Annotated in this window: 25 protein-coding genes and 1 tRNA gene; 16 read left to right on the top strand and 10 right to left on the bottom strand. The window is 69.8% G+C overall.

The features are described from left to right. Position 1: 1 nt before the first annotated feature. Together mshD and QRN44_RS02510 are read right to left on the bottom strand one after the other, a co-directional pair. Positions 2-907, bottom strand: coding sequence for a mycothiol synthase (gene mshD / locus QRN44_RS02515; protein WP_285038201.1), 906 nt, complete (start codon positions 905-907; stop codon positions 2-4). Continuing rightward, the gene (locus tag QRN44_RS02510) at positions 879-1,568 is read right to left on the bottom strand and encodes a response regulator transcription factor (RefSeq protein ID WP_175116223.1); all 690 of its coding nucleotides are present in this window, start codon (positions 1,566-1,568) and stop codon (positions 879-881) included. Before QRN44_RS02510 ends, mshD begins: the two co-directional genes overlap by 29 nt. A 110-nt stretch (positions 1,569-1,678) precedes the next feature. On the opposite strand from QRN44_RS02510, the gene QRN44_RS02505 reads away from it, so the two are divergent. The 4 genes from QRN44_RS02505 to QRN44_RS02490 all read left to right on the top strand — a co-directional run bounded on the left by QRN44_RS02505 (position 1,679) and on the right by QRN44_RS02490 (position 5,106). Continuing rightward, positions 1,679-1,969: a hypothetical protein gene (locus QRN44_RS02505; protein ID WP_064296602.1), complete on the top strand. Its 291-nt coding sequence runs from the start codon at positions 1,679-1,681 to the stop codon at positions 1,967-1,969. A 134-nt stretch (positions 1,970-2,103) separates the two neighbouring features. Further along, positions 2,104-2,808, top strand: coding sequence for a nitrobindin family protein (locus QRN44_RS02500; RefSeq protein WP_071259388.1), 705 nt, complete (start codon positions 2,104-2,106; stop codon positions 2,806-2,808). A 58-nt stretch (positions 2,809-2,866) separates the two neighbouring features. Further along, on the top strand, positions 2,867-3,976 hold the full coding sequence (ygfZ, locus tag QRN44_RS02495) for a CAF17-like 4Fe-4S cluster assembly/insertion protein YgfZ (protein WP_285038459.1): 1,110 nt from the start codon (positions 2,867-2,869) through the stop codon (positions 3,974-3,976). A 5-nt stretch (positions 3,977-3,981) separates the two neighbouring features. After that, the gene (locus tag QRN44_RS02490; RefSeq protein ID WP_121289751.1) at positions 3,982-5,106 is read left to right on the top strand and encodes an FUSC family protein; all 1,125 of its coding nucleotides are present in this window, start codon (positions 3,982-3,984) and stop codon (positions 5,104-5,106) included. A gap of 19 nt (positions 5,107-5,125) precedes the next feature. Here the strand turns inward: QRN44_RS02490 and QRN44_RS02485 are convergent, their stop codons facing one another. Continuing rightward, positions 5,126-5,950 carry a class I SAM-dependent methyltransferase gene (locus QRN44_RS02485; protein WP_175116222.1) on the bottom strand — a complete coding sequence of 275 codons (825 nt, stop codon included), beginning with the start codon at positions 5,948-5,950 and terminating at the stop codon, positions 5,126-5,128. Between the two features lie 71 nt (positions 5,951-6,021). Between QRN44_RS02485 and QRN44_RS02480 the strand changes: the two genes are divergently transcribed. From QRN44_RS02480 to QRN44_RS02470, 3 genes are all read left to right on the top strand, one after another. Next, positions 6,022-6,771, top strand: a complete 750-nt coding sequence (locus tag QRN44_RS02480; RefSeq protein WP_121289753.1) for a phosphoglyceromutase — start codon at positions 6,022-6,024, stop codon at positions 6,769-6,771. A gap of 162 nt (positions 6,772-6,933) precedes the next feature. After that, positions 6,934-7,800 carry a hypothetical protein gene (locus QRN44_RS02475; RefSeq protein ID WP_285038200.1) on the top strand — a complete coding sequence of 289 codons (867 nt, stop codon included), beginning with the start codon at positions 6,934-6,936 and terminating at the stop codon, positions 7,798-7,800. A gap of 110 nt (positions 7,801-7,910) precedes the next feature. Beyond that, the gene (locus QRN44_RS02470; protein ID WP_285038199.1) at positions 7,911-9,332 is read left to right on the top strand and encodes a chaplin family protein; all 1,422 of its coding nucleotides are present in this window, start codon (positions 7,911-7,913) and stop codon (positions 9,330-9,332) included. 76 nt (positions 9,333-9,408) lie between these two features. Here QRN44_RS02470 and phoU read toward each other — a convergent pair whose 3' ends face one another. Then, on the bottom strand, positions 9,409-10,077 hold the full coding sequence (phoU, locus tag QRN44_RS02465; protein ID WP_064296372.1) for a phosphate signaling complex protein PhoU: 669 nt from the start codon (positions 10,075-10,077) through the stop codon (positions 9,409-9,411). A 166-nt stretch (positions 10,078-10,243) separates the two neighbouring features. On the opposite strand from phoU, the gene QRN44_RS02460 reads away from it, so the two are divergent. Both QRN44_RS02460 and QRN44_RS02455 read left to right on the top strand, forming a co-directional pair. Next, positions 10,244-11,410, top strand: a complete 1,167-nt coding sequence (locus tag QRN44_RS02460; protein WP_079001808.1) for a sensor histidine kinase — start codon at positions 10,244-10,246, stop codon at positions 11,408-11,410. Next, complete coding sequence (locus tag QRN44_RS02455) at positions 11,407-12,090, top strand: response regulator (protein WP_064296370.1); 684 nt, start codon at positions 11,407-11,409, stop codon at positions 12,088-12,090. Before QRN44_RS02460 ends, QRN44_RS02455 begins: the two co-directional genes overlap by 4 nt. Positions 12,091-12,168: 78 nt before the next feature. On the opposite strand, the gene QRN44_RS02450 is transcribed toward QRN44_RS02455, so the two are convergent. After that, complete coding sequence (locus QRN44_RS02450; RefSeq protein ID WP_285038198.1) at positions 12,169-12,702, bottom strand: hypothetical protein; 534 nt, start codon at positions 12,700-12,702, stop codon at positions 12,169-12,171. A 211-nt stretch (positions 12,703-12,913) separates the two neighbouring features. Between QRN44_RS02450 and QRN44_RS02445 the strand changes: the two genes are divergently transcribed. Beyond that, positions 12,914-13,396: a CarD family transcriptional regulator gene (locus QRN44_RS02445; protein ID WP_064296368.1), complete on the top strand. Its 483-nt coding sequence runs from the start codon at positions 12,914-12,916 to the stop codon at positions 13,394-13,396. Positions 13,397-13,442: 46 nt separating this feature from the next. Further along, positions 13,443-14,693 carry a 2-C-methyl-D-erythritol 4-phosphate cytidylyltransferase gene (gene ispD / locus QRN44_RS02440; protein WP_285038197.1) on the top strand — a complete coding sequence of 417 codons (1,251 nt, stop codon included), beginning with the start codon at positions 13,443-13,445 and terminating at the stop codon, positions 14,691-14,693. An 11-nt stretch (positions 14,694-14,704) separates the two neighbouring features. Here ispD and QRN44_RS02435 read toward each other — a convergent pair whose 3' ends face one another. Then, positions 14,705-15,817 (bottom strand): winged helix DNA-binding domain-containing protein, encoded by a 1,113-nt coding sequence (locus tag QRN44_RS02435; RefSeq protein ID WP_285038196.1) that lies wholly within the window; start codon positions 15,815-15,817, stop codon positions 14,705-14,707. A 40-nt stretch (positions 15,818-15,857) separates the two neighbouring features. Here QRN44_RS02435 and cysS point away from each other — a divergent pair, with 40 nt between their 5' ends. Both cysS and rlmB read left to right on the top strand, forming a co-directional pair. Continuing rightward, positions 15,858-17,309 (top strand): cysteine--tRNA ligase, encoded by a 1,452-nt coding sequence (gene cysS, locus QRN44_RS02430; protein WP_285038195.1) that lies wholly within the window; start codon positions 15,858-15,860, stop codon positions 17,307-17,309. Then, positions 17,299-18,309: a 23S rRNA (guanosine(2251)-2'-O)-methyltransferase RlmB gene (gene rlmB, locus QRN44_RS02425; protein WP_079001816.1), complete on the top strand. Its 1,011-nt coding sequence runs from the start codon at positions 17,299-17,301 to the stop codon at positions 18,307-18,309. The genes cysS and rlmB overlap by 11 nt, the downstream gene beginning before the upstream one ends. 96 nt (positions 18,310-18,405) lie before the next feature. On the opposite strand, the gene QRN44_RS02420 is transcribed toward rlmB, so the two are convergent. Next, a complete protein-coding gene (locus QRN44_RS02420; RefSeq protein ID WP_064296363.1) occupies positions 18,406-19,686 on the bottom strand; it encodes a DUF4032 domain-containing protein in 1,281 nt (426 codons plus the stop codon). 104 nt (positions 19,687-19,790) lie between these two features. Beyond that, positions 19,791-20,900, bottom strand: a complete 1,110-nt coding sequence (locus QRN44_RS02415) for an ABC transporter ATP-binding protein (protein ID WP_071261188.1) — start codon at positions 20,898-20,900, stop codon at positions 19,791-19,793. Between the two features lie 256 nt (positions 20,901-21,156). On the opposite strand from QRN44_RS02415, the gene QRN44_RS02410 reads away from it, so the two are divergent. The 3 genes from QRN44_RS02410 (at position 21,157) to QRN44_RS02400 (ending at position 23,264) form a co-directional block, all read left to right on the top strand. Next, positions 21,157-22,125 (top strand): DsbA family protein, encoded by a 969-nt coding sequence (locus tag QRN44_RS02410; RefSeq protein WP_285038194.1) that lies wholly within the window; start codon positions 21,157-21,159, stop codon positions 22,123-22,125. Between the two features lie 46 nt (positions 22,126-22,171). Then, a tRNA-Thr gene (locus QRN44_RS02405) sits at positions 22,172-22,247 on the top strand. A 60-nt stretch (positions 22,248-22,307) separates the two neighbouring features. Then, positions 22,308-23,264, top strand: coding sequence for a DMT family transporter (locus QRN44_RS02400; protein WP_121289767.1), 957 nt, complete (start codon positions 22,308-22,310; stop codon positions 23,262-23,264). 42 nt (positions 23,265-23,306) lie between these two features. On the opposite strand, the gene QRN44_RS02395 is transcribed toward QRN44_RS02400, so the two are convergent. Next, positions 23,307-23,855 carry a nitroreductase family protein gene (locus tag QRN44_RS02395; RefSeq protein WP_071261184.1) on the bottom strand — a complete coding sequence of 183 codons (549 nt, stop codon included), beginning with the start codon at positions 23,853-23,855 and terminating at the stop codon, positions 23,307-23,309. After that, entirely contained in the window at positions 23,852-24,271 is a 420-nt protein-coding gene (gene msrB, locus QRN44_RS02390) for a peptide-methionine (R)-S-oxide reductase MsrB (RefSeq protein WP_064296397.1), read from the bottom strand. Before msrB ends, QRN44_RS02395 begins: the two co-directional genes overlap by 4 nt. Positions 24,272-24,369: the final 98 nt, after the last annotated feature.

Raw genomic sequence — 24,369 nt, 5'->3', positions numbered from 1 at the left:
ATCAGGCGTCGGTTCTCGCGTACTGCACGTCGACGGTGTGGTCGGTGAATCCGAGCGATCGGTACAGCGACACCGCGGGGAGGTTGTCGGCTTCGACGTAGAGCGTGACCGCCTCCACCCGTCGATCCCGCAGGCGGGCCAGGCCGGCCTCCATCAGGAGCCGCCCGAGCCCTCGGCCACTGGCCGCCGGGTGCACGCCGACCGCGTAGACCTCGCCGACCGTGTCCTCGACCTTCAACCAGATGAACCCGAGGAGGTCACCGTCGGAGCCTCGTGCGAGCAGGAAGTCCTCGGCGTCGAACCAGGACTCGGCCTCCCGGGCGCGGAGATCGTCGAGGGTCATGCGTCCCTGCTCGGGGTGGTCGGCGAAGGCGAGCGCGTTGACCTCGAGCCACTCCTCCTCGTCGGCTCCCGGCCGGAACGTGCCGACCGTGACATCAGCGTGCCCGGCGGTGGCCGGTCGCGCGCGGCTCGTGGGCGTCTTGGTCAGGCGGAGCTGCAGCAGCGTCCTGATCGGCGAGAAGCCGAACTCCTGTGCGAGCACCCGGGAAGCGGGGTGGTCGCCGTGTGCCCAGATGCGCACCTGCGGGGGACAGTTGGCGAGGACGCCGCGCAGTGCGGCGCGACCGTAGCCGTGGCCCCGCCACTCGGGCTCGACGACGAACTCCAGCTCGCCATGTCCGAGGATGGCCGCTCCCACGACGGCGAAGTCGTCGGGGTCGACCGGCGGGTCCTGTGGTTCGACGGCGAGGATCAGCGTCCGGGCGCCGGACGCGGCGTCGATGAGCGACTGATCGCTGAACGGCGGCTGGCCGTCGACGAGCGACGCCGTGCGCACGACGCGCTCGAGCGCGTCCCGGGTGCGGGCGTCGTCGACGTTACGAACCGACAGCGTCAGCCGGGGCATGATCGTCCTCGTAGACGTTGAAGCGGTAGCCGACGTTGCGCACGGTGCCGATGAGCTGCTCGAGGTCGCCGAGCTTGGCGCGCAACCGGCGGACGTGGACGTCGACGGTTCGCGTGCCACCGAAGTAGTCGTAGCCCCACACCTCGCTCAGCAACTGCTCGCGCGTGAACACCCGGGAGGGGTGGGTCGCGAAGAAGCGGAGCAGTTCGAACTCCTTGAAGGTGAGGTCGAGCGGCTTGCCGTGGACCTTGGCGGAGTAGCTGGCCTCGTCGATGACGACGCCGGACGCCTGGATCTTGCTCGCCGAGTGCTCCTGCGAGGCGCGGCCGATCGCGAGCCGGATCCGCGCGTCGACCTCGGCCGGCCCTGCGGATTCGAGGATGACGTCGTTCACGCCCCAGTCGGCGCTGACGGCCGTGAGGCCGCCCTCGGTCAGGATGAGGAGGAGCGGGACCGACAGCCCGGACGCACCGAGGATCTTGCAGAGCGACTTGGCGCTCGCGAGATCCTGGCGGGCGTCGACGAGGACGAGATCCGAACTCGGAGCGTTCACGAGTTGTGCGGGGTCGGCGGGGATCTGCCGGGTGCGGTGGCTCAAGAGCCCGAGGGATGGGAGGACCTCGGTGCCGACCATGGAGGTCAAGACCAAAATTTGCGCCACGCGCATCCTCCCGACTGAGTTTGGAACCATATTAGGCGAACGACCGTACCCCACGTCGCACCGGGCGCCGGCTGGTGGTCCGATGGCGTCCGCTCTGTGACAATGGGTCCGTGAGCGAAACCACTCTCTCCCCCCGGCTGCGCTGGATCAGCGTCGTCTCCATCTGGGCGCTCGCGCTCGTCGGCGTCGTCGTGTCCGGCCTGCTCTGGAGCCCGGGGGAGACCTTCTTCGGGCTGTCGGCCACGCTCGGCCTCTGCACGCTGGCCGCGTTCTCGGCACAGCTGCTGACGAGACAGAAGGTGGGATTCGTCGATCGGATGTCGACGAGCGTCACCGGCGCCGTCCTCATCCTCGCCATCGGCGGTGCCGTGTATGGCCTCATCGCCCTGGCCTCGGGGTAGACTTTCTCCCATGCTGCTCGCTCTCGAAATCTTCTTCATCGGCTTGCTCGTCCTCGCCAGCCTCGCCATCGCGTTCACCGCGGTGGTCGTGCTGAAGAACCTGTACCGCGGTCAGCGCTAGTCCGGGTCCCTCGATGATCGAGATCCCGAGCGGCCTGCCGAGCGAACTGGTCCCGCTGTCGTGGCTCATCGGCGTCTGGGAGGGAACCGGCGTCATTGACTACCGGGTCGGCGACGAGACCGTGACCCGCGAGTTCGGTCAGCGCGTGAGCTTCAGCCACGACGGCCTGCCGTACTTGAACTACAACTCCTACACCTGGCTCCTGCCCGAGCAGCCCCCGCGTGACGCCGAGGGGGCCTCGTCCACGGACGAGGACGCCCTGTCGGACGACACCGCTGCGGACGTCGCGCCTGAGGCGCATCCGGTCGACGAGTCCGGTGTGCCCGAGCCGCTCGTCACCGAGACGGGTTACTGGCGCCTCGAGCGCCCGTTGATCGAAGGCGATCCCGGGCCGGGCATGCTCCCAGGGCAGGGCCCCCGCCCGTTCGGCACGGCGCAGTCGGTCGAGACCCTGCGTACGTCGACCGGCGCCTTCCCCCTACAGGTCTCGATCGTCCACCCGAACGGTGTGAGCGAGCTCTACCTCGGTCAGATCGACGGCCCGCGGATCGACCTCGCGACCGACGCCGTCGTCCGGACCGCTGGAGCCAAGGAGTACGCCGCCGCGACCCGCCTGTACGGCCTCGTCGAGAACCACCTGCTCTGGGCCTGGGACATCGCCGCCCTGGGGCAGGACCTCCGGACGCACGCCTCGGCGCGCCTGGCCAAAGCCGACTGACGTGACCGATCCCACCGGAGCGGTCACGCCGGAAGCGATTCCGGGCTCGCCCTTCCTCATGCTGCCGGGTGCCGTCGAACAGGCGGACGCCGTCGACCACGGCGTCCCCTCCCATTACGGCAGCCCGAACATCGAGCAGCGCCTCATCGCCAGCGGGAAGGCGATCGTCGACCTGTCGAACCGTGGCATCGTGACGGTCACCGGCCCTGATCGGCTGAGCTGGCTCAACTCCATCACGAGCCAGGAGCTGCGGTCGCTGTCCGCCGGCATCTCGACGGAGACCCTCTTCCTCGACCAGAGCGGCCGGATCGAGCACGCGGTCAAGCTGCTCGACGACGGGACGACCACGTGGCTCGTCACCGAGGCCGACGATGCTGCGCCCCTCCACGCCTGGCTCGACCGGATGCGGTTCATGCTGCGCGTCGAGGTGGCCATCGTGACCGAGCAGTACGTCGTGATCGGCGCGGCGGCGGGTCTCGCGGTCGAGGCCGCAGAGCCGAACGGCATGCCGCTCGTCTGGCACGATCCGTGGTCCGAGGTCGCGGTCGGCGGGCATCAGTACGCGACGGGTGAGCACCCGGGTGCAGCGTGGACGTGGACCGAGACGATCGTCGCGCGCGAGCAGCTCGAGTCGCTCGTGCAGCAGATCCGTGCGGGGGCGTTCTCCGCCGCGGGTTCGTTGGCCGCAGAAGCCCTGCGCATCGCCGCGTGGCGCCCGCGGTTGCAGTCCGAGGTCGACGAGCGGAGCATTCCGCACGAGCTCGACTGGCTGCGCTCGGCCGTCCACTTGAACAAGGGCTGCTATCGCGGTCAGGAGACGGTCGCCAAGGTGCACAACCTCGGGCATCCGCCGCGGCGTCTCGTCATGCTCCTCCTCGACGGCTCCGACGCGGTGCTGCCACCGGCCGGTTCGAACGTGGTGCTCGTCGGCGACGGCGACGACGCGACCCGGAAGCCCGTCGGACGCATCACCTCGAGCGCGATCCACCACGAGTTGGGCCCGGTGGCGTTGGCGATCGTCAAGCGCTCCGCGGATCCGGCGGCCGTGCTGACGGTGGAGGCCGACGGCATCGACGTCGCGGCGTCGCAGGAGATCGTCGTGCCGGCGGATGCCGGGGCCACGGCGAACGTGCCGCGGCTGCCGCGACTCGGCGCCGTCCGGCGCTGACCCCGGTGGGGAGCGACGGCGCCTCGGACCCGGGCGTACGGATCGACCGATGGACCGCCGCGGTTCGTCGCCGCATCGCACTCGGCGACGCCTGGCATCGTCTCGTCGGATCCGTGCCGGCGGTGCTGCAGGTCAGCGCCACGGCGATCGGTGCGTACGCGTTCTCCCACTACGTGCTCGGGCACGCCGTGCCACTCCTCGCCTTGACCGTGACGATCTCGAGTCTCGGGTTCGTTCGCGACGCCCGCCCGATCCGGGTCCTCGAGACGGCCGTCGGGATGAGCGTCGGGATCGCGCTGGCCGAGATCCTGCTCCTCGGCTTCGGTCAGGGGACGTGGCAACTCGCGGTCGCGCTCGTGCTCACATTGCTCGTCGCCCGGTTCCTCTCGCCGGCGGCGTCGTTCGCGATCGCGGCGGCGGTGCAGTCCGTCCTCGTCATGCTCCTGCCCGTGCCTGACGGCGGCCCGTTCGTGCGCACCCTCGACGGACTGATCGGCGGGGTCTTCGCCCTGCTCGCGACCGCGCTCATCCCGCGCGACCCGCGCCGGAGTGCTCGCCGTGACGGCCAGCGGCTCATCGACGAACACGTCCGGACCCTCGCCTCGCTCGTCGCCGCCCTCCGTCTCGGCGACCTCGAGGAGGCGGACCGCGCGCTCGCACGGGCGAGGGCCACCCAGCCGGCCCTGGACGCGTGGCGCGGAACCCTCGACTCAGGGCTCGCCATCGCGCGCATCTCGCCGTTCCTCCGCAAGGCGGTGTTCGACCTCGAACGGCAGCGGACCATGCTCGACGGCATGGACCTCGCGACCCGCAACCTCCGGGTGATCGCCCGGCGCATCGACTACGTGTCGCGCGACGCCACGAGCCGTCCCGAGCTCGCAGACCTGCTCGCGCGCACTTCCGTCGCGCTCGGCATCCTGTCGCAGTCGATCGGCGACATCGCCCAGCAGCCGGTCGCGAGGCAGTCCCTACTGGAGATCGCGAAGCACCTCGAGCCGGTCGCCGTGCTCCCCGACGCCTCGGTCTCCGAGCAGGCGCTCGTGCTCGTACTCCGGCCGTACCTCGTCGATCTGCTCACGGCGACGGGGCTGCCGACGCCGGAGGCGCAGGCGGCGCTGCCCCCGCTCTGACGGCGGCGTTCCCCGACACTCAGTCCGTCGGGGAGGGATTCGGGGCGACAGCCGACCACGGCAGTGTCAGCTCGCCGAGGCGCCAGCGGTTGCGGCCGGCCAGCACCGGCCACCCGCTGTCCCGAAGCGTCCCGACGGTCGCCAACCAGCGCTGGACCGGGCTGTAGACCGCCAGGGGTGCGTGCATCCGCCAGGCGCGGTCGAGGTCCGTCATGAGCGCATGGATCCGTTCGCCCGGTACGTTGTGGTGGATCAGCGCCTTCGGCAGTCGTTCGGCCACGATGGACGGCAGCTCGAGGTCGGCGAGCCGCAGACTGATGGAGAACGACTCAGCACGCCCCTGGTCGTCGACCGCGATCCAGCTGGACACCCGTCCGATCTCGTCGCACGTCCCTTCGACCAGCACACCGCCGGGCTGCAGCCGCGACGCCATGAGACGCCAGGCCCCCGCGACCTCGGCTTCGTCGTACTGCCGGAGTACGTTGAACGCCCGGATCACCGCGGGGCGGTCGTCGCCGGTCGGCACCTCGAACCCTCCGCGTGCGAAGGAGACCGCAGCCGTCGGCGTGAACCGGGTCGTGCCCGTACGCACCTGCTGCAGCTGCGCGTCGGCGGTGCGGACGCGCCCCGGTTCGATCTCGAACCCGATGACCCGTACGTCGGGCCGGACGGCGAGGAGTCGGTCGTGCAGTTCCAACGCCGTGACGCCGCTCGCGCCGTAGCCGAGGTCCACCACCAGCGGGTTCGCCGTCCGTCTGAGCGAGAGGTGGGTCGCGACCCAGCGGTCCACCCGTCGAAGCCGGTTCGTACCGGTCGTCCCGCGGGTGATCGATCCGACGGGCATGGACCCATTCTCCCTCACGGAGCGGGGTCATCGTCCACCTCGCGGTCATGCGCCGTCGGTATGCTGGGGACATGCCTGAGACTTACACCCTCGTCCTGCTGCGCCACGGCAACAGCGACTGGAATCAGAAGAACCTGTTCACCGGTTGGGTCGACGTCCGACTCAGCGAACTCGGCGTCACCGAGGCCAAGCGTGCGGGCGAGCTGCTCGCCGACTCCGGCATCACCCCGGACGTGCTGTACACCTCGGTCCTCTCCCGCGCGATCCAGACGGCGAACCTCGCCCTCGAGACCGCCGACCGCATGTGGATCCCGGTCAAGCGCAGCTGGCGCCTCAACGAGCGTCACTACGGAGCGCTGCAGGGCAAGGACAAGGCGCAGACGCTCGCCGAGTACGGTCCGGAGCAGTTCCAGACCTGGCGTCGTTCCTTCGACGTGCCGCCGCCGCCGATCGCCGATGACGACGAATGGTCGCAGGCCGACGACCCCCGGTATGTCGGGATCGACGGCGAACTGCCCCGCACCGAGTGCCTGAAGGACGTCATCGACCGGATGCTGCCCTACTGGGAGTCCGACATCACGGTCGACCTGGCCGCCGGCAAGACCGTCCTCGTGACGGCGCACGGCAACTCGCTCCGCGCCCTCGTGAAGCACCTCGACGACATCTCGGACGACGAGATCGCCGAGCTGAACATCCCCACCGGCATCCCGCTCGTCTACGAGCTCGACGCGGACTTCCGCCCGATCGCCCCGGCTCGCTACCTCGATCCCGAGGCCGCGGCAGCAGGCGCCGCCGCCGTCGCGGCGCAGGGGAAGAAGTAGCGGAAACCCCACCAAACCACCACCCCGGTCGGGAGCACGGCTTGGCGACATCGTCGCCGAACGTCCTCCTGACCGGGGTTTTCCATGTCGCGAAAAAGGGGTTGAACCGCCTCGGGGTTGGGCGTACAGTGACTGCACTGTAACCCGATTGGGGGGATGCGCATGGAGCAGTCGACCGACGGCACCCGTTTCCCCCTGTGGCGCGCGCTGGCGCTCGGTGGCTTCGCCGCCGCGGCGTTCACGGCGATAGCCATCTTCGGGTCTCCTTCCTCCGCGCATGCCGACGACGGTGCCACCGATCCTTCGCTCTTGGGCGCGGTGACCGAGGTCGTCGGCTCGCTCGAACAGCCCGTCAGTGCTGTCGCCGAGGTCGTCGACGTCGTCGACGCCACCGTGCTCGAACCGGTGGTCGACGTCGTCGACGAGACCGTCGCAGCGGTACCGGTCGTCAACGACGTCGTCGAGGAGACCGTCGGCACAGCGCCGGTCGCCGCGATCGTCGATCCGGTCGTGCAGACGGTCGACCAGACGCTGACCGGCGTCGCAGACGTCGTCGCCGCGGTCCCGGTCCCCAGTACGCCGATCATCGATCCGGTCGTCCCAGCGCCTTCGCAGGGCCCGGCAGAGGACGTGTCGGCCACCGACTCGACCGCCGTCGGCGCGATCCTCCCGACCACGATCCTCGGACCGCCGTCTGTGCAGCAGGGCGACTCGACGACCGTGTCGGGCGGCCAGGATCGCGAAGACACGTCGTTCACCACGGCCGTGCCCGCCGCCGCCGTCGGATCGTCCAGTCTCCCCGACACCCCTGCGAACCTTCCGCTGCTGCCGGACGCCGACGGCCGCTGGGCCGTCACGCCGAGTGGCTCCGGGTCCTCCGGCTCCGGTGGTGCCGTCGGCGGTCCCGCAGCGGCTGAACAGTCGAGCTCCGTCATCCTCCCTGCGCCCGGCGACGACCGTCGCGGACCCGCGCGAGACGAAGACCTCCCGGCTTCACCCACGTTCCCCTCCGATACCTCTCCTGACTGACCCCGGATCACTCTGCCGCTCGCGGCGGAGGCCCGCCCACTGGGCGGTTCAACGGTCCGAAGCCTCCCGACCACGGGAGCACATCAGTCACTCTGCAAGGAGCAGGAATCATGAATTCGTATGTCAAGAAAGGCCTCTACTGTGGCCTGTTCGTCGCGGGACTCACGTTCCTCGGCGCTACGGCGGCCAACGCCGACACGTCCGGGGACGACAGCATCCTCGGCGGAACCCTCGTCGACGTGGTCCTCGAGGCCCCCGTCGAGATCGTCGACACCGCGGTGAGCGTCGTCGGCGATTCGTCGGCGACGTCCGCACCGGAGGCGGCACCCGCGCCTGAGCCGGCACCCGCGCCTGAGCCGGCACCCGCACCGGAGCCCGCACCAGCGCCGGAGCCCGCACCGGCGCCCGAGCCCGCGCCGGAGCCGGCCCCGGCCACCACCAGTGGTGACGACAGTGTCGCGGGTGGGAACCAGGTCCAGCTGCCCGTCTCCATCCCGGTGACGGTCGAGGACAACGCGATCTCGATCATCGGCGATGCCGAGCAGTCGGGTTCGACGTCCGGGCCGGCGGCGGGGGAGTCCGCCTCGCCGGTCACCGACGAGGCCACCACGTCCGGTGACGACAGTGTCGCCGGTGGGAACCAGGTCTCGCCGGTGGTGACCGTTCCGGTCACGGTCGGTGGGAACGCCATCTCGCTGTTCGGTGACTCGAGCAGTGAGCAGGCGGGTGAGCCTGCCACGTCGGGTGGTGCGGCTGTTCCGGCATCGCCGTCGACGACCACCGGTGACGACAGTGTCGCCGGTGGGAACCAGGTGTCGCCGGTGGTGACCGTTCCGGTCACGGTCGGTGGGAACGCCATCTCGCTGTTCGGTGACTCGAGCAGTGAGCAGGCGGGTGAGCCTGCCACGTCGGGTGGTGCGGCTGTTCCGGCGGCGCCGTCGACCACGTCCGGTGACGACAGTGTCGCCGGTGGCAACCAGGTCCTCGGCGACATCGGGCTCCCGATCTCCGCGGTCGGCAACGCCGTCAGCGTGATCGGCGACTCCGAGTCGACGGGCACCTCGGCCTCCGCTCCGGTATCGTCCGGTGGAGGCACGTCGACCACCGGTGGTGACGACAGCCTCGGCGGTGGGAACCAGATCGACCTCGGCCTGGAGCTGCCGATCACGATCGGCGGCAACGCGATCTCCGTGATCGGGGACAGCGAGACCGCAGGTCCCGGGACGACCGATCCCACCACTCCGGTGGACCCGACCGACCCCACGGACCCCACGGACCCGACCGACCCGACGGACCCCACCACCCCGGTGACCCCCGTCGTGCCGACGGTCCCCGCCACGGTGATCACCACCGCGCCGGCGGCGTCCTCGACCGGCTCGGACACCACGGCCTCGGCCGCTCGTTCAGCTGCGCCGACGCTCGCCGACACCGGCAGCGCTGCAGGCCAGCTCCTGCCGCTCGCCGGCCTCGCCACGGTCCTCGGCCTCCTGCTCCTTGCATGCGGCGCGATCACCCGTCGTCGGATGAGCTAGTCCCGCACGAACGGACGAGCGGTGCCGACCCGGTCTCGGGTCGACACCGCTCGTCGGGGTGTCCGGGATCAGCTGGTCAGTGGTGCACCGGCGTGGTCGCCTCGGGGATCCAGTCGCCGGTCGCGAGGTACTGGACCTTCTTGGCGATGGAGACGGCGTGGTCGGCGAAGCGCTCGTGGTACCGCGAGGCCAGGGTGGCGTCGACGGTCGCGACGGGCTCACCCTTCCAGGTGTCGCCGAGGACCTTCTCGAAGACGCTGGCGTGCAGCTCGTCGACGTCGTCGTCGTCGTTGCGGATCTCGTCGGCGATGCGCGGGTCCTGGGTGCGCAGCAGTTCGGTCAGTTTGCGGGCGATCGAGACGTCGAGTCGACCCATCTCGGCGAAGGTGGTCCGCAGGCCCTTCGGCACCGCCTTGTCGGGGAAGCGGTACCGCGACAGCTGGGCGATGTGCTCGGCCATGTCGCCCATGCGCTCGAGCGACGCGCTGATCCGAAGCGCGCTCACGACGATGCGCAGGTCGCGCGCGACCGGCTGCTGACGGGCGAGGATGTCGATGGCGAGCTCGTCGAGTTCGATCGCGAGCTGGTCGATGCGGTTGTCGTTGGCGATGACCTCCTCGGCGACCGCGACGTCCGAGTTGCCGAAGGACTGCGTCGCCTTCTCGATGGAGATCGTGACGAGTTCGGCGATCTCGACCAGGCGATCCTGGACCTCTCGCAGTGACTGCTGGAATACCTCGCGCATGGCTCTGGGTGCCGTCCTTCCGTGACCTGGCGGTGGGCAGGCAGACGCCCGCTCCGCCGATGATGCCGAACCAAGGTTAACAGTTGGGGCCCCAAGCGTGAACAGTCGTCGAAGTGGCGGGGTATTCGCGAGTTCGCCGTTCGGCGGACTGAGTAACGTAGTACCCATGGACACCATGTGGTTGGTGCTGATCGCCCTGGCACTCGGCCTCATCGTCGGAGGCGGTTTCGTCGCCCTCATCACCCTCGCCTTCCGCCGCGGAGAGCGCGCCGCGACGGTCGTCAACCCGGTCGTCCCAGACGGGGTCGACCAGGTGCTCGAAGCCCTCGACAGCGCGGGCATCGTCGTCGACCCGTCCAACAACGTGCTGAAGGCGTCCCCGGGGGCGTTCGCGCTCGGGCTGGTGCGCGACCGCGTGCTCGACAACCAGGAGCTCATCGACCTCGCGCTCGAGGTCCGACGCACCGGCGAAGCCGTCACGAGCGATCTGGAACTCGCGCTCGGGCGTTTCGGCGAGGCCACCCGCCACCTGCGCGTGCGGGCGGCGCCGCTCGGGTCTCGCTTCATCCTCCTCCTGGCCGAGGACCACACGGAGGCGCGTCGACTCGACGAGGTCCGCCGGGACTTCATCGCGAACATCAGCCACGAGTTGAAGACGCCGATCGGCGCCATCGGGCTCCTCTCGGAGGCGCTCGACACGGCGGCCGACGATCCGGAACGGGTGAAGCGGTTCGCCAGCCGGCTCTCGACCGAATCACAGCGACTCACCCGGATGACGGCCGAGATCATCGACCTCTCGCGGTTGCAGGCGGCCGACGCCCTCCATCAGCCGGAACTCGTCCGCCTCGATCGGGTCATCGCCGCGGCGGTGGACCAGAACCGTGTGCCGGCCGAGGCGACCGGGGTGGCGCTCTCCCTCAAAGGCGGTAAGAACCTCGAGGTGTACGGTGACGAGGCCATGCTCGTCGTCGCCGTGCACAACCTCATCTCGAACGCCATCCACTACTCGCCCACCGGCGCACACGTGGGTGTCGGCGTCCGGGCGGTCGACGACGTCGTCGAGATCGCCGTCACCGATCAGGGCGTCGGGATCGCCGAAGAGGACCGCGACCGGGTCTTCGAACGGTTCTTCCGCGTCGACCAGGCGCGGTCCCGCCACACGGGCGGCACCGGCCTGGGCCTCAGCATCGTCAAGCACACCGTCCAGAACCACGGCGGCGAGGTGAAGGTCTGGTCGCAGCTGGGCCGTGGCTCGACGTTCACCATCCGCCTTCCCAGAGCAACGACCCCGCCGGAGGACCTGTCCACCGGCACGGCAAGGAGTACCCCGTGACCCGCATCCTGCTCGTCGAAGACGAAGCGTCTCTGAGTGAACCACTCAGCTACCTGCTCGAACGGGAGGGGTACGAGGTCGAGGTGGCGGAGGACGGTCCCTCGGCGGTCCAGGCCTTCACGGCTCGCGGCGCTGACCTCGTGTTGCTCGACCTCATGCTCCCCGGCATCCCCGGGACGGAGGTCTGCCGTCAGATCCGCGCGGTCTCGAGCACGCCGATCATCATGCTGACCGCGAAAGACTCCGAGGTCGACATCGTCGTCGGGCTCGAGCTGGGCGCCGACGACTACGTCACGAAGCCCTACTCGACCCGCGAGCTGCTCGCGCGGATCAGGGCGGTGCTGCGACGCCGTGTCGAGGCGGACCAGGCGCAGGAGGAGGTGCTGCTCGAGGCCGGCACGGTCCGGATGGACACCGAGCGTCATGTCGTCGAGGTCAACGGGGCGCCGATCCCGATGCCGCTCAAGGAGTACGAGCTGCTCGAGCTGCTCCTACGGAACGCCGGACGGGTTCTCACCCGTGGTCAGCTGATCGACCGGGTGTGGGGGAGCGACTACTACGGCGACACCAAGACGCTGGACGTCCACATCAAGCGCATCCGTTCCCGGATCGAAGCGAACCCCTCGGAACCGGTGATGCTCGTCACCGTGCGTGGGCTCGGCTACCGCTTCGAGGCCTGACGCAGGTCCAGGACGGACGAACGCCCCGCGCCTCCGGAGGGAGGTGCGGGGCGTTCGGTCGTGTGGGGCGACGAGGGGCTATTCGGTCGGCTCCGTGGTGGGCGTCGCGAGCGGCGTCGGCGTCTCGGTGGGCTCATCCGTCGGCAGCGGCGTCGGGACGAGCGTGGAGTACTCGAGCAGCTCACCGGTGAGGACCGGCACACTCGCCGTGGCGCCCGTCTCGTCGCCGTACTGGAAGAAGACGTCCACGATCGCTCCGGGCTGGACGCCGAGGGACTCGATGCGCAGGGGGTCGTTGGCTCCCGAGCCGTCGAACGTCGTCAGGCCGGGCTCCGCGAGGACCTGGAACTGCTCGTCCTTGCCCTCGATCTCGATGAGCACCGTGTGGGCGCGGTCGTCGAGGTTCGCGACGCTGAAGACGAGGTTGCCGGTCTCGCCGTCGTCGGAGACGACGATGGCGTTGCGGACGGCCACCGAGCCGACGGTGACACCGACGCCGTCCGAGGCATCGTACTGCTTCAGGGTCGCCTGCGGCGCGATGAGGTTGCAACCGCTCATGCCGAGTGCGACAGCACCCGCGACGACGATGGAAGCGATGAGACGCGCCTTCACAGAACCCTCCAAGATGTGGTGGCCCCGGGCGCAGACGAGTGACAGGTGTCCCGGGATCCGGATTCGAGTCTAGCCCACGGCCGCGAAGGGGCGTGGCCGGGTCGCCGACCCGTGATCGATCGGTTCACCACCCGGTCCGCTGGGCACCCGGTACCCGGCTCTGATCAGGGGTCCCGTGGTATTCTGGGAGACGCTGAAGGGACCGAGACCCATGATCTTCGAAGTTGGCGAGACCGTCGTCTACCCGCACCATGGCGCCGCGACCATCACCGAGGTGAAGACCCGGATCATCAAGGGCGAGGAGAAGCTCTACCTGAAGCTCCGCGTCACCCAGGGCGACCTCATGATCGAGGTCCCGGCCGAGAACGTCGACCTGGTCGGGGTGCGCGACGTCATCGGACGCGAGGGGGTCGACCGCGTGTTCGACGTACTCCGTGCGCCGTTCACCGAGGAGCCGACGAACTGGTCCCGCCGCTACAAGGCGAACCTCGAGAAGCTGGCCTCGGGCGACGTCATCAAGGTCTCCGAGGTGGTCCGCGACCTGTGGCGTCGCGACCAGGACCGAGGGCTCTCAGCAGGAGAGAAGCGGATGCTCGCGAAGGCTCGCCAGATCCTGGTCTCTGAACTGGCATTGGCGGAGCAGACCGATGAGGAGCAGGCGTCGTCCGTCCTCGATGAGGTCCTCGCCTCCTGAGCCGACCGTCCGTTCGGGCTGGGCGCCCGAGAAGTAGGCTCGTGGCATGACTGCGATCGACGAACCGGGTGCCGTTGCCGACCCCTCCCTGGACGGCCCGGCCGTCGGCGTGATCGTCGTGGCGGCGGGCAGTGGGACGCGCCTCGGTGCCGGGATCCCCAAGGCGTTCGTGTCGCTCGCCGGCAGCACCGTGCTCGAACACGCGCTCGCCCCGGTCTTCCGCCTGCACGACGCGGTCCAGGTCGTCGTCGTGGTCCCCGCGGATCGCGTCGGTGAGGCTGAGACGATCGGTCGTCGCGCGGCGGGGAAGGCGGCCGACCACCTCCGTGTCGTCGCGGGAGGCGACACGAGACAGTCCTCCGTCCTCGCCGGACTCGCCGCCCTGTGGCCGGGAGTCCGCACGGTGCTCGTCCACGACGCCGCACGGGCACTCACCCCGACCGACCAGTTCGAACGGGTGATCGACGCCGCGGAGCGGACGGGGTGGGGCATCGTGCCGGGGCTCGCGGTGACCGACACGATCAAGCGGGTCGACGCGAGCGACCTCGTCGAGCAGACCGTGGATCGGGCCGCCCTCCGAGCCATGCAGACACCGCAGGCGTTCCCGCGTGATGCCCTCGTCGCGGCCTTCCGCGTCGCCGAAGACCGCCTGGCAGCGGCCACCGACGATGCGGCGCTCTACGCGGACGCCGGACACCCCGTGCTCACCGTCGGCGGCTCGGAGGCGGCGTTCAAGATCACGACCCCGTGGGACGCCCAGCGTGCGGAGCGACTTCTGGCGGACCGGGAGCGGGACCAGGAGCACGAGGTGGGCGCACGGCCGACCGCCTCGATCAGAACCGGCATCGGCATCGACGTCCACGCCTTCGCCGACGACGGCGAGCTGAGCCTCGCCGGCCTCAGCTGGCCGGGGGAACGGCCGCTGGCCGGACACAGCGACGGGGATGCGGTCGCCCACGCCATCGTCGACGCCCTGCTGTCCGCTGCCGGCCTCGGCGACATCGGCTCCATGTTCGGCACCGACGACCCCCGCTTCGCCGGGGCGAGCGGCGAGGTCTTCCTGCGGGCGGCGGTCGAACGGCTGCACGCTGCGGGCTTCGTCGTCGTCAACGTCGCGGTGCAGCTCGTCGGCAACCGCCCGCGGTTCGCGCCGCGTCGGGCGGAGGCGGAGGGAGTGCTGAGCGCGCTGGTCCACGGACCGGTCAGCGTCGCGGCGACGACCACGGATGCGCTCGGGTTCACCGGCCGCGGCGAGGGCGTCACGGCCATCGCCACCGCCCTCGTCGAGCGCCGCTGACGGGTCGGTCCTCAGTCGGCGGACGTGCCCTCGTCGACCGACGCACCGAGCCCGAGGAACCGCCCGTATTCGCCGGCAGCTCGTCGGAACCCCGCCTGCACCCGCTGCGACAGCGGTTGGAACGGTGTCGGGGTGACGACGACGCCGGTCGCACTCGTCCGTCGGCGCCAGGTGCCGACGACGCGCCCGTCGACGGTGATCATCGGGAGGAAGATGCCGTTCGCGCCGGGCACGATGCGGTCTGCGAACGCCGCCGGGAGCGTCAACTCGCGGTCGCGGTAGCCGAGGAGCAGCTCGTCGAATCCGGGCAGCGCGAGCACCCGCGGTGGTCGTGAAGCAGCTGAAGGTCCGATGCCCTCGGCCGACGACCAGCGGGTGACCCCGTCGCGCGACTCTGAGACCAGCCGTCCGGCGGCCACCTCGACGCCGCGTTTCGCCTGGGCGACGGTGAGCTTCGACCACCAGGTGAGGTCGGCGATCGTCGACGGGCCGTGGCCGGTGAGATACCGGACGACGAACTCCCCGAGCGCCTCGTCGGCCTCGAGTACCCGCGGGGCACGGATCCACTCCTCGCTCAGGACGAGTGCCTGTTGTCTTCCCGCGGGCGGTCCCCAGCAGACCACGCCCGACATCGCGAGTTCCATGATGAGGTGTGAGCCTCGTTGTCCGTCGATCGGGATCCCGGCGTCGGCGTGGGCCGTCAGCAGCGCATCCCTCGTCACGCGCCGATGCCCGCTGAGCAGTCGCTCGGTGAGTGCACGGGAGCGCGAGAAGGTCTCGGCGTCCAGCCCGAGCTGACGGTGTCTGGCCGCGATCGTCGAGCGGACCCGCGGGACACCGAGTCCGAGCAGCCACCCGAGGTCCTCGGCGGCGACGAGATGCAGGGTGCCGCGCATCGGCCAGGACCGGACGATCGAACCGTCCTCGAGCGCCATGAGCACCTCGGCCATCGTCGTGCCGCTCGACCTGACGCCGACCGCCCACAGCGACGAAGCGAGGTCCTGGGCCTGGACCGCGAGCAGCTGCGAGACCACAGCCGTGGGGGAGTGATGATCGCTTCCGTCGAGAAGCTGTGCCGCGAGTCGCGCGCGGAGAACCTGCTGGTCGTCGCGTCCCGTGGTCATGGGACCATCATGCCCCGACGACGGCGGCTAGTCTGGTCTCGTGGCCCTCCGACTCTACGACTCGAAAACGCAGTCCCTCCGGGACTTCGTGCCGCTCCGCGAAGCCGAGGCGGGGCTGTACGTCTGCGGACCGACCGTGCAGTCCTCTCCGCACATCGGGCACCTGCGCAGCGCGCTCGTCTACGACCAGCTGCGACGCTGGCTGACGTCCTCCGGGCTCCGAGTCACACTCGTCCGCAACGTCACCGACATCGATGACAAGATCCTCGCGAACGCCGACGCCGGCGTCGAGGGCGGCTTCGCCCAGCCCGGCGAGGAGTGGTGGGCGCTCGCCTACCGGTACGAACTCGAGTTCACGGCCGCCTACCGCGCCCTGGGCATCCTGCCGCCGAGCTACGAGCCACGCGCGACGGCGAGCATCCCGGAGATGCAGGAGCTCATCGAGCGGCTCATCGACGCCGGGCACGCCTACCCGGCCCCCGACGACTCCGGCGACGTCTACTTCGACACCGCCTCATGGAGCCGCTACGGCGAACTCACGCGGCAGAGCGCCGAGCACATGGAGGCCGCGACCGACGCCGACCCGCGCGGCAAACGCGATCCCCGCGACTTCGCGCTCTGGAAGGGCACCAAGCCCGGGGAGCCGCGCTCGGCGAGTTGGATGTCTCCGTGGGGCGAGGGGCGGCCCGGCTGGCACATCGAGTGCTCGGCGATGTCGACCAAGTACCTCGGCGAGGAGTTCGACATCCACGGCGGCGGACTCGACCTCCGCTTCCCCCACCACGAGAACGAGCTCGCCCAGTCGAGCGCAGCCGGCGACCCCTTCGCCCGGTACTGGTTGCACAACGGGCTGGTCGCCGTCACGGGCGGGCAGAAGATGTCGAAGTCCCTCGGCAACTCCGTCTACGCAGCCGACCTCCTGGCAGCAGCCCGGCCGCTCGTCGTCCGGTACTACCTCGGTGCAGCGCAGTACCGATCGACACTCGAGTTCCATCCGGGCGCACTCGCCGAGGCCGAGGCCGCACTCGGACGTGTCGAGGGCTTCCTCGATCGTGCCGCCCGCGCCGACCTCCTCACCGAGACGACCACGGCCGCCAGTCGAGCGACGCTCCCGGCCGCCTTCGTCGAGGCGATGGACGACGACCTGAACATCCCCCGCGCGCTCGCCGTGTTGCATGACGCCGTGCGCGTCGGCAACGCCGCCCTCGACGGCGGCGACCTGACGACGGCGCGCGAGCGTGCCGTCGCCGTCCTCGACATGACCCGGGTGCTCGGCATCGACCCGACCGACCCCTCGTGGTCGTCGGGCGCCGACCCCGTCACTCACCGATCCCTGTCCGCACTCGTCGAGCGTCTGCTCGTCGATCGCGCGGACGCCAGGGTCGCCAAGGACTTCGCAGCGGCCGACCGGATCCGCGACGAACTCACAGCGGCTGGGATCACCATCGAAGACACCCCGTCCGGAGCACATTGGAGTATCAGTGGCAAGTAAGCCTTCCCGCCCGACCGGGCCGAAGAAAGCGAAGAAGGGTCCCACCAAGGGCACCGGTGGCCTCGGCCGCAAGGCGCTCGAGGGTCGTGGACCGACCCCCAAGGCCGAGGACCGCGCCTGGCACCCGGCCGGCAAGCGGAAGGCCGCGCAGGAGCGCTACGCGGCCGCCGGCGGCACCGGCAAGCCGAAACAGGCGGCCGGCCAGAACGGACGCCCCTCCACGAACGGCCGGACCAAGCAGAAGTCGGGTGACGAGTCCGAGGTCGTCACGGGCCGCAACTCCGTCCTCGAAGCGCTCCGGGCGAAGATCCCAGCCACCACGCTGTACGTCGCGACCCGCATCGAGATGGACGACCGGGTGAAGGAGGCGCTCAGCATCGCCACCCGACGCGGGATCCCGGTGCTCGAGGTCATGCGTCCGGAACTCGACCGCATGGCCGGGTTCGACGGCGTGCACCAGGGCCTCGCCATCAAGGTGCCGCCCTACGAGTACGCGCACCCCATGGAGTTGCTCGACCAGGTCATCTCGCGTGGCGAGAACCCGTTGTTCATCGCCCTCGACGGCATCACCGACCCCCGGAACCTGGGTGCGATCATCCGATCGACCGCAGCCTTCGGTGGGCACGGCGTGATCCTGCCGCAGCGCCGGAGCGTGGGTCTCACCGCCTCCGCGTGGAAGACCTCGGCAGGCGCGGCGGCTCGGACGCCGGTCGCGATGGCCGCCAACCTCACCCAGACGCTCAAGGCGTTCAAGGAGCGCGGTGTCTTCGTGATCGGCCTCGACGGCGACGGCGACGTCTCCCTCCCGGGGCTCGAACTCGCCGACCAGCCGATCCTCGTGGTCGTCGGCAGCGAGGGCAAGGGCCTGTCCCGCCTCGTCACCGAGACCTGCGACGCGGTCGTGTCGATCCCGATCTCGGCCTCGACCGAATCGCTCAACGCCGGGATCGCGGCCAGCGTGACGCTGTACGAGATCGCGCGTCGCCGGAACGCCGAGTAGGCGACCGACGCTCGCGCCGCACGAACGAGGACAGGCCCTCGGAACGGATCTCCGTTCCGAGGGCCTGTCTGTCGTCAGCCGAGGTGTCGGACCCGATCAGACGAGGTCTCGCCAGTCGACCGGTCCGGTCATGGCGGCGGGGATGCTGATCGCCTCGGTCGGCGGCACGATCATGGTCGCCTCGTCGCGGCGGTGTCGAAGGACGGTGTTCACATAGGAACCGACGGCTTCCGCGAGGGGGATGTCGCGACCCTCGTTCTGCGCGAGGAACCAACGGTGCTCCAGAAGCTGGTGGAAGATCTCGGCGGGCTCGAGCTTGCCGCGGAGTTCGCGGGGGATCGCCTTCACCACCGGCTCGAACACGCGGATGAGCCACTCGTGCGCCGCCATCTCCTCGTCGAACCCGTCCTTCCCGAACGAGGCCGAATACGCGTCGAGGTCGTTGAGCAGGCGCCTCGCCTGGTTCTCGCCCGCGTCGAGACCGGTGAGCCGCAGGAGACGGCGCTGGTGATGCCCGGCGTCGACGACCTTCGGCTGGATCCGCACGGTCGAGCCCTCGTCGGTCGTCTTGATCGCAAGTTCTTCGATGTCGAAGCCGAGTTCGTTCAGGCGGTGGACGCGCTCGGTGATGCGCCAGCGCTCGGACGCGTCGAAGGACTCTGAGCCCGTGAGCTCCTTCCAGAGCGAACGGTAGGCGGCGACGATGCCGTTGCTCACGGTGACCGGGTCGAGCTCGGCGTCGGCGCGTCCGCCGGCCTCGAGGTCGAGGAGCTCGCCGGCGATGTTCACGCGGGCGATCTCGAGGTCGTTCTCACGCTGCCCGTTCGACAGGCCGCCCTCGTAGAGCTTGCCCGTCTCGGCGTCGACGAGATAGGCCGCGAAGGCGCCCGCGTCGCGCCGGAAGAGCGTGTTCGACAGCGACACGTCGCCCCAGAAGAAGCCGACGATGTGCAGTCGGACGAGGAGGACGGCGAGCGCGTCGACGAGGCGGGTCGCGGTGTCGGGCCGGAGGGTGCCCTGGAAGAGCGCGCGGTAGGGGAGTGAGAACTTCAGGTGCCGCGTCACGAGCACGCTCGGCAGCTCTCGGCCCTTGCGGTCGCTCCGGTTCGTGATGACCGCGAGCGGGTCGACGCAGGGGATGTCGAGGCGCTGCAGGGTGCGCAGCATGTCGTACTCGCCCTTCGCCATCTCCGCGGTCGTCTCCTTGACGGCGATGACGTAGCCGGACAGGTTCGCGAACCGGACGAGGTGGCGCGAGATGCCCTTCGGGAGCGAGGCGATGGCCTCATTCGGCCAGTTCTCGAGGGGGAGCTCCCAGGGGAGGTCGAGCAGCGCCGGGTCGACGGTGGCAGCGGTGATGTTCAATGCGCCGGACATGGTGCGGAGCGCTCCTCGGGGATCGTCGTGCAGAGACTGGACAAGCGAAAACGACGATGGCCGAGCGATCGGAGACCGACCGCTCGACCATCGTCGGCGGGAAACTAGATCGAGGAGGACACGACCGGCTTGTTGCCCAGACGCTCACCCGATGCCGAGTCGAACGCGTGCACGTGGTGCGGCGTCGGCGCGAGGAAGACCGTGTCGCCGATGTGCGCGTGGTTGCGGCCGTCGACGCGGGCGACGATGTCGGTGCGCTTGCCGGAGACCTCGGTGTGGCCGTAGAGGTAGCCGTCGGCGCCGAGCTCCTCGACGAGGTCGACGGTCACCTCGATGCCGGAGCCCGAGTTGCTGGACACGGTGATGTCCTCGGGTCGCACGCCGACCGTGACGTTCTTCGACGGAGCGGCGTCGGTGATCTCGCGCTCGACCGGGATGACGAAGCCGCCGAGCTTGATGCCGCCATCGGCGATCTCGCCCTCGAACAGGTTCATGGCCGGGCTGCCGATGAAGCCGGCGACGAAGACGTTGTTCGGCTTCTCGTAGAGGTCGCGCGGGGTGCCGACCTGCTGCAGGATGCCGTCCTTGAGGACCGCGATGCGGTCGCCCATGGTGAGCGCCTCGGTCTGGTCGTGCGTGACGTAGACGGTGGTGACGCCGAGACGACGCTGCAGCGATGCGATCTGGGTGCGGGTCTGGACGCGGAGCTTGGCGTCGAGGTTCGACAGCGGCTCGTCCATGAGGAAGACCTGGGGCTGACGGACGATGGCTCGACCCATCGCGACGCGCTGACGCTGACCACCGGAGAGCGCCTTCGGCTTGCGGGTCAGGTAATCCTCGAGGTCGAGGAGCTTGGCGGCCTCGAGCACGCGGGTGGCACGCTCTTCCTTGCCGACACCGGCGATCTTGAGCGCGAAGCCCATGTTCTCGGCGACGGTCATGTGCGGGTAGAGCGCGTAGTTCTGGAACACCATCGCGATGTCGCGATCCTTCGGCGGCACGTCGGTGACGTCGCGGTCGCCGATGAAGATGTGGCCGTCGTTGACCTCTTCGAGGCCGGCGAGCATGCGGAGGGAGGTGGACTTGCCGCAGCCGGACGGGCCGACGAGGACGAGGAATTCGCCGTCGGCGACCTCGAGGTTCAGCTTGTCGACCGCGGGGCGGGTGCCACCCGGGTAGAAACGGGTTGCGTTGTCGAACGTCACAGACGCCATGGTTGTTCTCCTTCACCGGCAGGTACGTGCCGGACGATCCGTTGTGAATGGACGCGAACCCGTCATCGATGGCCGGTTCGCCGTCCCAGTATGCCACGACCTCCTGTGAATGGAAGATCCAGCAGCCAGCGGATCTCCCGGTGGACGCACAGCCGGCTCCCGGCCTGGTTTGGGCCTCTCCCAGGCGGCAGGTCTACGATTACTCTGTTTGGCGCTGCCTCGTCTCCGCAGCGCGAGCCCCCCGAAACGAGGATCAATGTCTGGCGCTGGATCGCAGAACCGACCGACCAAGAACGAACGACGCGACGCGGCACGCGAGAAGGCGCGGGTGCTGCGCGAGCAGCAGAAGCGCCGCGACCGCCGCAATCGGGTGCTGCTCCAGGGCGGCATCGTGCTCGGCGCGCTCGCGATCGTGGCGGTGGTGGCGGTCATCATCGTGACGTCGATCAAGCCCGCCGGACCGGTCCCGACCGCGGCGAAGAACGACGGCTTCACCGTCTCCGCCGGCTTGCAGCTGGTCGGAGCCCCGGCCGGCGCGTCGACGCCCACGCCGAGCGCGACCGATCCGGCCGCCCCCGCGGAGCCCGCCCCCGCCGAGACGCCGGCAGCAACCGAGACCCCCGCCGCCGACGGCGTCGAGATCTCCGTCTACCAGGACTTCCTCTGCCCCTACTGCGGTCAGTTCGAGACCACGAACGCCGAGCAGGTCAAGGGCTGGCTCGAGGCCGGCGCCGCGACGTACACGGTGCACCCCCTCGCAACGCTGAGCAACCTGTCGCTCGGGACGCAGTACTCGCTGCGCGCTTCGAACGCGGCCGCCTGCGTCGCGGAGTACTCACCGAACGACTTCTTCTCCTTCAACACCGCACTGTTCGAGAACCAGCCCAAGGAGAACACCGAGGGCCTGACCGACGCAGAGCTGAAGTCGATCGCCAAGGGAGTCATCTCCGGCGGCGAGAAGAAGATCAACGCTTGCATCGACGACGGCACCTACAAGTCGTGGGTGAAGGACTCGACCGACCGTGCGCGCAGCGGCCCGCTGCCCGGGACGGACGTCGAGAAGGTGGAGGGGACGCCGACCATCCTGGTGAACGGCAAGCAGTACACGGGCTCACTCACCGACGCCGAGCAGTTCGCGGCGTTCGTCCTCGCCGTCTCGAGCGAGAGCTACTCCACCGGCACGCCGACGCCGGGTGCCAGCGAGTCGCCCGTGACCAACGGCTGATCCGCCGCCATCGTAGGATGGACGAGACCGGGGCCAGCCCCTGTCGGCCGACGTGGCGCAATTGGTAGCGCAACGCTCTTGTAAAGCGTAGGTTACGGGTTCAAGTCCCGTCGTCGGCTCCAGCCGAGAACCGCCCGCTCAGCCTGCTGAGTGGGCGGTTCCTCATTGGAAGGAACCCTCCCGTGACCCGTTTCCCAGCACCGCTCGCGCTCCTCATCGCCGTCGTCAGTGGCGCCTTCATCGCGGTGCAGGCCCGGTTGAACGGCGAGCTCGGTGCGCGTCTCGGTGACGGGTTCACCGCCGCCGCGATCTCCTTCGGGGGCGGCTTGATCATCCTCACGGTCGGACTCGCCGTCTCCCGCACCGGCCGTCGCGGGCTCGCCACGGTGATCGGTGCCGTCCGACGCCGGGAGATGCCCTGGTGGACGGTGCTCGGCGGCTGCGCCGGCGCCTTCCTCGTGCTGTCGCAGGGGCTCACCGCCGCCGCGCTCGGCGTCGCCCTGTTCACGGTCGCGGTGGTCGCCGGCCAGACCGCGAGCGGGCTGGTACTCGACCGGATCGGGTTCGGCCCGGGAGGCGTCGTCGGGTTGAGCGCCCAGCGCGTCCTCGGGGCGGTCGTCGCCCTCGTCGCGGTCGGCGTCGCCGTCTCGGGCGAGCTCGGGGGGAGCATCCCGCTCGGACTCCTCATCCTGCCGCTGCTCGCCGGGATCGGGATCGGCTGGCAGCAGGCGGTCAACGGTCGAGTCAAGATGCGGGCGCAGAGCACGCTCGCCGCGACGTTCATCAACTTCATCGTCGGGACGGTCGTGCTGGTCGTCGCCGCCGTGCTGCACGCGATCATCGTCGCGCCGCCCGGTCCGCTCCCGGGGGAGTGGTGGCTCTACCTCGGCGGCCCGATCGGATGCGTGTTCATCGCCGTGGCCGCGTTCCTCGTCCAGCACACGGGCGTGCTCATCCTCGGGCTCGGCACGGTGGCGGGTCAGACCCTGAGCGCGCTCGCTTTGGACGTGCTCCTGCCCACCGACGACGGCGGCGTGCATGTCGCGACCGTCATCGGGACGCTCCTCGCGTTCGCCGCCGTGGCGATCGCATCGGCGCGGTTCAGGCGTCGTCCCGCGGCATCGTCGTCCGCCGACTGAGTCGACCCGTCATCGGTCGGATGTCGTGAGCGACTCCGGTCCTCAGGGCATGGAGCTGAGGTGCGCCTTCGCGTTGAACGTCTTGCGACGCCCCGTGCGAGCGTTACCCGGCTTCCCTCCGACGTACAGCCAGCCGAGGAGCTCCTCGCCCTTCTTCAGGCCATGTGCCTTCCGGACCGCTTTGGCGCGAGTCGCGCCGCCGGTGCGCCAGAACACGCCCCAGCCGGCGTCGTCGAGCAGAAGGCTGACCATGTGGGCCACTCCTGCCGCGACCGCCTCCTGCTCCCAGGCGGGTACCTTCGACTTCTTCACACTCACGACGACCGCGAGCAACAGGGGCGCGCGGAGCGGCTTCGTCGAGGGCTTCGAGTCGCCCTCCGCCTTCGCGAGCGCCCGGCCGAGCTTCACCCGGTCGTCGCCCCGGAGGGTGATGACCCGCCACGGACGCAGGGCGCTGTGGTCGGCCACTCGACCGGCCGCCCCGAGGACCTCGAGGAGTTCCGCGTCACTCGGAGCGACGTCGGTGACCTTCGACCACGAACGGCGCCCGGCGACGGCGGCCAGGACCGGGCGCTCGATCGGTTCGGTCACTCCGTCGGCTCGGCGGTGTCGGCCGCGGCGAAGTTGAGCGCGATCGAGTTCATGCAGTAGCGGTCACCGGTGGGCGTCCCGAAGCCGTCGTCGAACACATGACCGAGGTGCGAGCCGCAGTTGGCGCAGCGGACCTCGGTGCGCACCATCCCGAGGGAACGGTCCTCGATGAGTTGCACCGCCTCGGGGTTCACGGACTCGTAGAAGCTCGGCCATCCGCAGCCGGAATCGAACTTGGTACCGCTCTTGAAGAGCTCGGCGTTGCAGGCGGCACAGGTGTAGAGGCCCGCGCGTGACTCGTCGAGGAGCTCACCGGTCCAGGCCCGTTCGGTCGCCGCTCCGCGGAGGACCTGATACTGCTCGGGCGTGAGTTCCTCGCGCCACTGCTCATCGGTCTTCGACACGTCGTACGTCATGCTGCTCCATTCGTCTCGGTCATCCTACGTGCGGGGCCGCCTCGTGCATGCGGCTCCCGACGTATTCCATAACACTGCACCGAGCCTGATCCTTCCCG

Origin of the sequence: Plantibacter sp. lyk4-40-MEA-4 (genome assembly GCF_030209415.1) — a bacterium.
GTDB classification, from domain to species: Bacteria; Actinomycetota; Actinomycetes; order Actinomycetales; family Microbacteriaceae; genus Plantibacter; species Plantibacter flavus_A.
Note: the sequence above shows the minus strand (reverse complement) of the source record. Positions and strands in the feature narration are given on the sequence as shown.

Bases quoted from the DNA above. Each gene is read 5' to 3' on its own strand.
- mshD (WP_285038201.1), bottom strand. From the start codon at position 907: ATGCCCCGGCTGACGCTGTCGGTTCGTAACGTCGACGACGCCCGCACC.
- QRN44_RS02500 (WP_071259388.1), top strand. From the start codon at position 2,104: ATGATCGAGATCCCGAGCGGCCTGCCGAGCGAACTGGTCCCGCTGTCG.
- ygfZ (WP_285038459.1), top strand. From the start codon at position 2,867: ATGCTGCCGGGTGCCGTCGAACAGGCGGACGCCGTCGACCACGGCGTC.
- QRN44_RS02485 (WP_175116222.1), bottom strand. From the start codon at position 5,950: ATGCCCGTCGGATCGATCACCCGCGGGACGACCGGTACGAACCGGCTT.
- QRN44_RS02480 (WP_121289753.1), top strand. From the start codon at position 6,022: ATGCCTGAGACTTACACCCTCGTCCTGCTGCGCCACGGCAACAGCGAC.
- QRN44_RS02475 (WP_285038200.1), top strand. From the start codon at position 6,934: ATGGAGCAGTCGACCGACGGCACCCGTTTCCCCCTGTGGCGCGCGCTG.
- QRN44_RS02470 (WP_285038199.1), top strand. From the start codon at position 7,911: ATGAATTCGTATGTCAAGAAAGGCCTCTACTGTGGCCTGTTCGTCGCG.
- phoU (WP_064296372.1), bottom strand. From the start codon at position 10,077: ATGCGCGAGGTATTCCAGCAGTCACTGCGAGAGGTCCAGGATCGCCTG.
- QRN44_RS02460 (WP_079001808.1), top strand. From the start codon at position 10,244: ATGGACACCATGTGGTTGGTGCTGATCGCCCTGGCACTCGGCCTCATC.
- QRN44_RS02445 (WP_064296368.1), top strand. From the start codon at position 12,914: ATGATCTTCGAAGTTGGCGAGACCGTCGTCTACCCGCACCATGGCGCC.
- ispD (WP_285038197.1), top strand. From the start codon at position 13,443: ATGACTGCGATCGACGAACCGGGTGCCGTTGCCGACCCCTCCCTGGAC.
- QRN44_RS02435 (WP_285038196.1), bottom strand. From the start codon at position 15,817: ATGACCACGGGACGCGACGACCAGCAGGTTCTCCGCGCGCGACTCGCG.
- QRN44_RS02420 (WP_064296363.1), bottom strand. From the start codon at position 19,686: ATGTCCGGCGCATTGAACATCACCGCTGCCACCGTCGACCCGGCGCTG.
- QRN44_RS02415 (WP_071261188.1), bottom strand. From the start codon at position 20,900: ATGGCGTCTGTGACGTTCGACAACGCAACCCGTTTCTACCCGGGTGGC.
- QRN44_RS02410 (WP_285038194.1), top strand. From the start codon at position 21,157: ATGTCTGGCGCTGGATCGCAGAACCGACCGACCAAGAACGAACGACGC.
- msrB (WP_064296397.1), bottom strand. From the start codon at position 24,271: ATGACGTACGACGTGTCGAAGACCGATGAGCAGTGGCGCGAGGAACTC.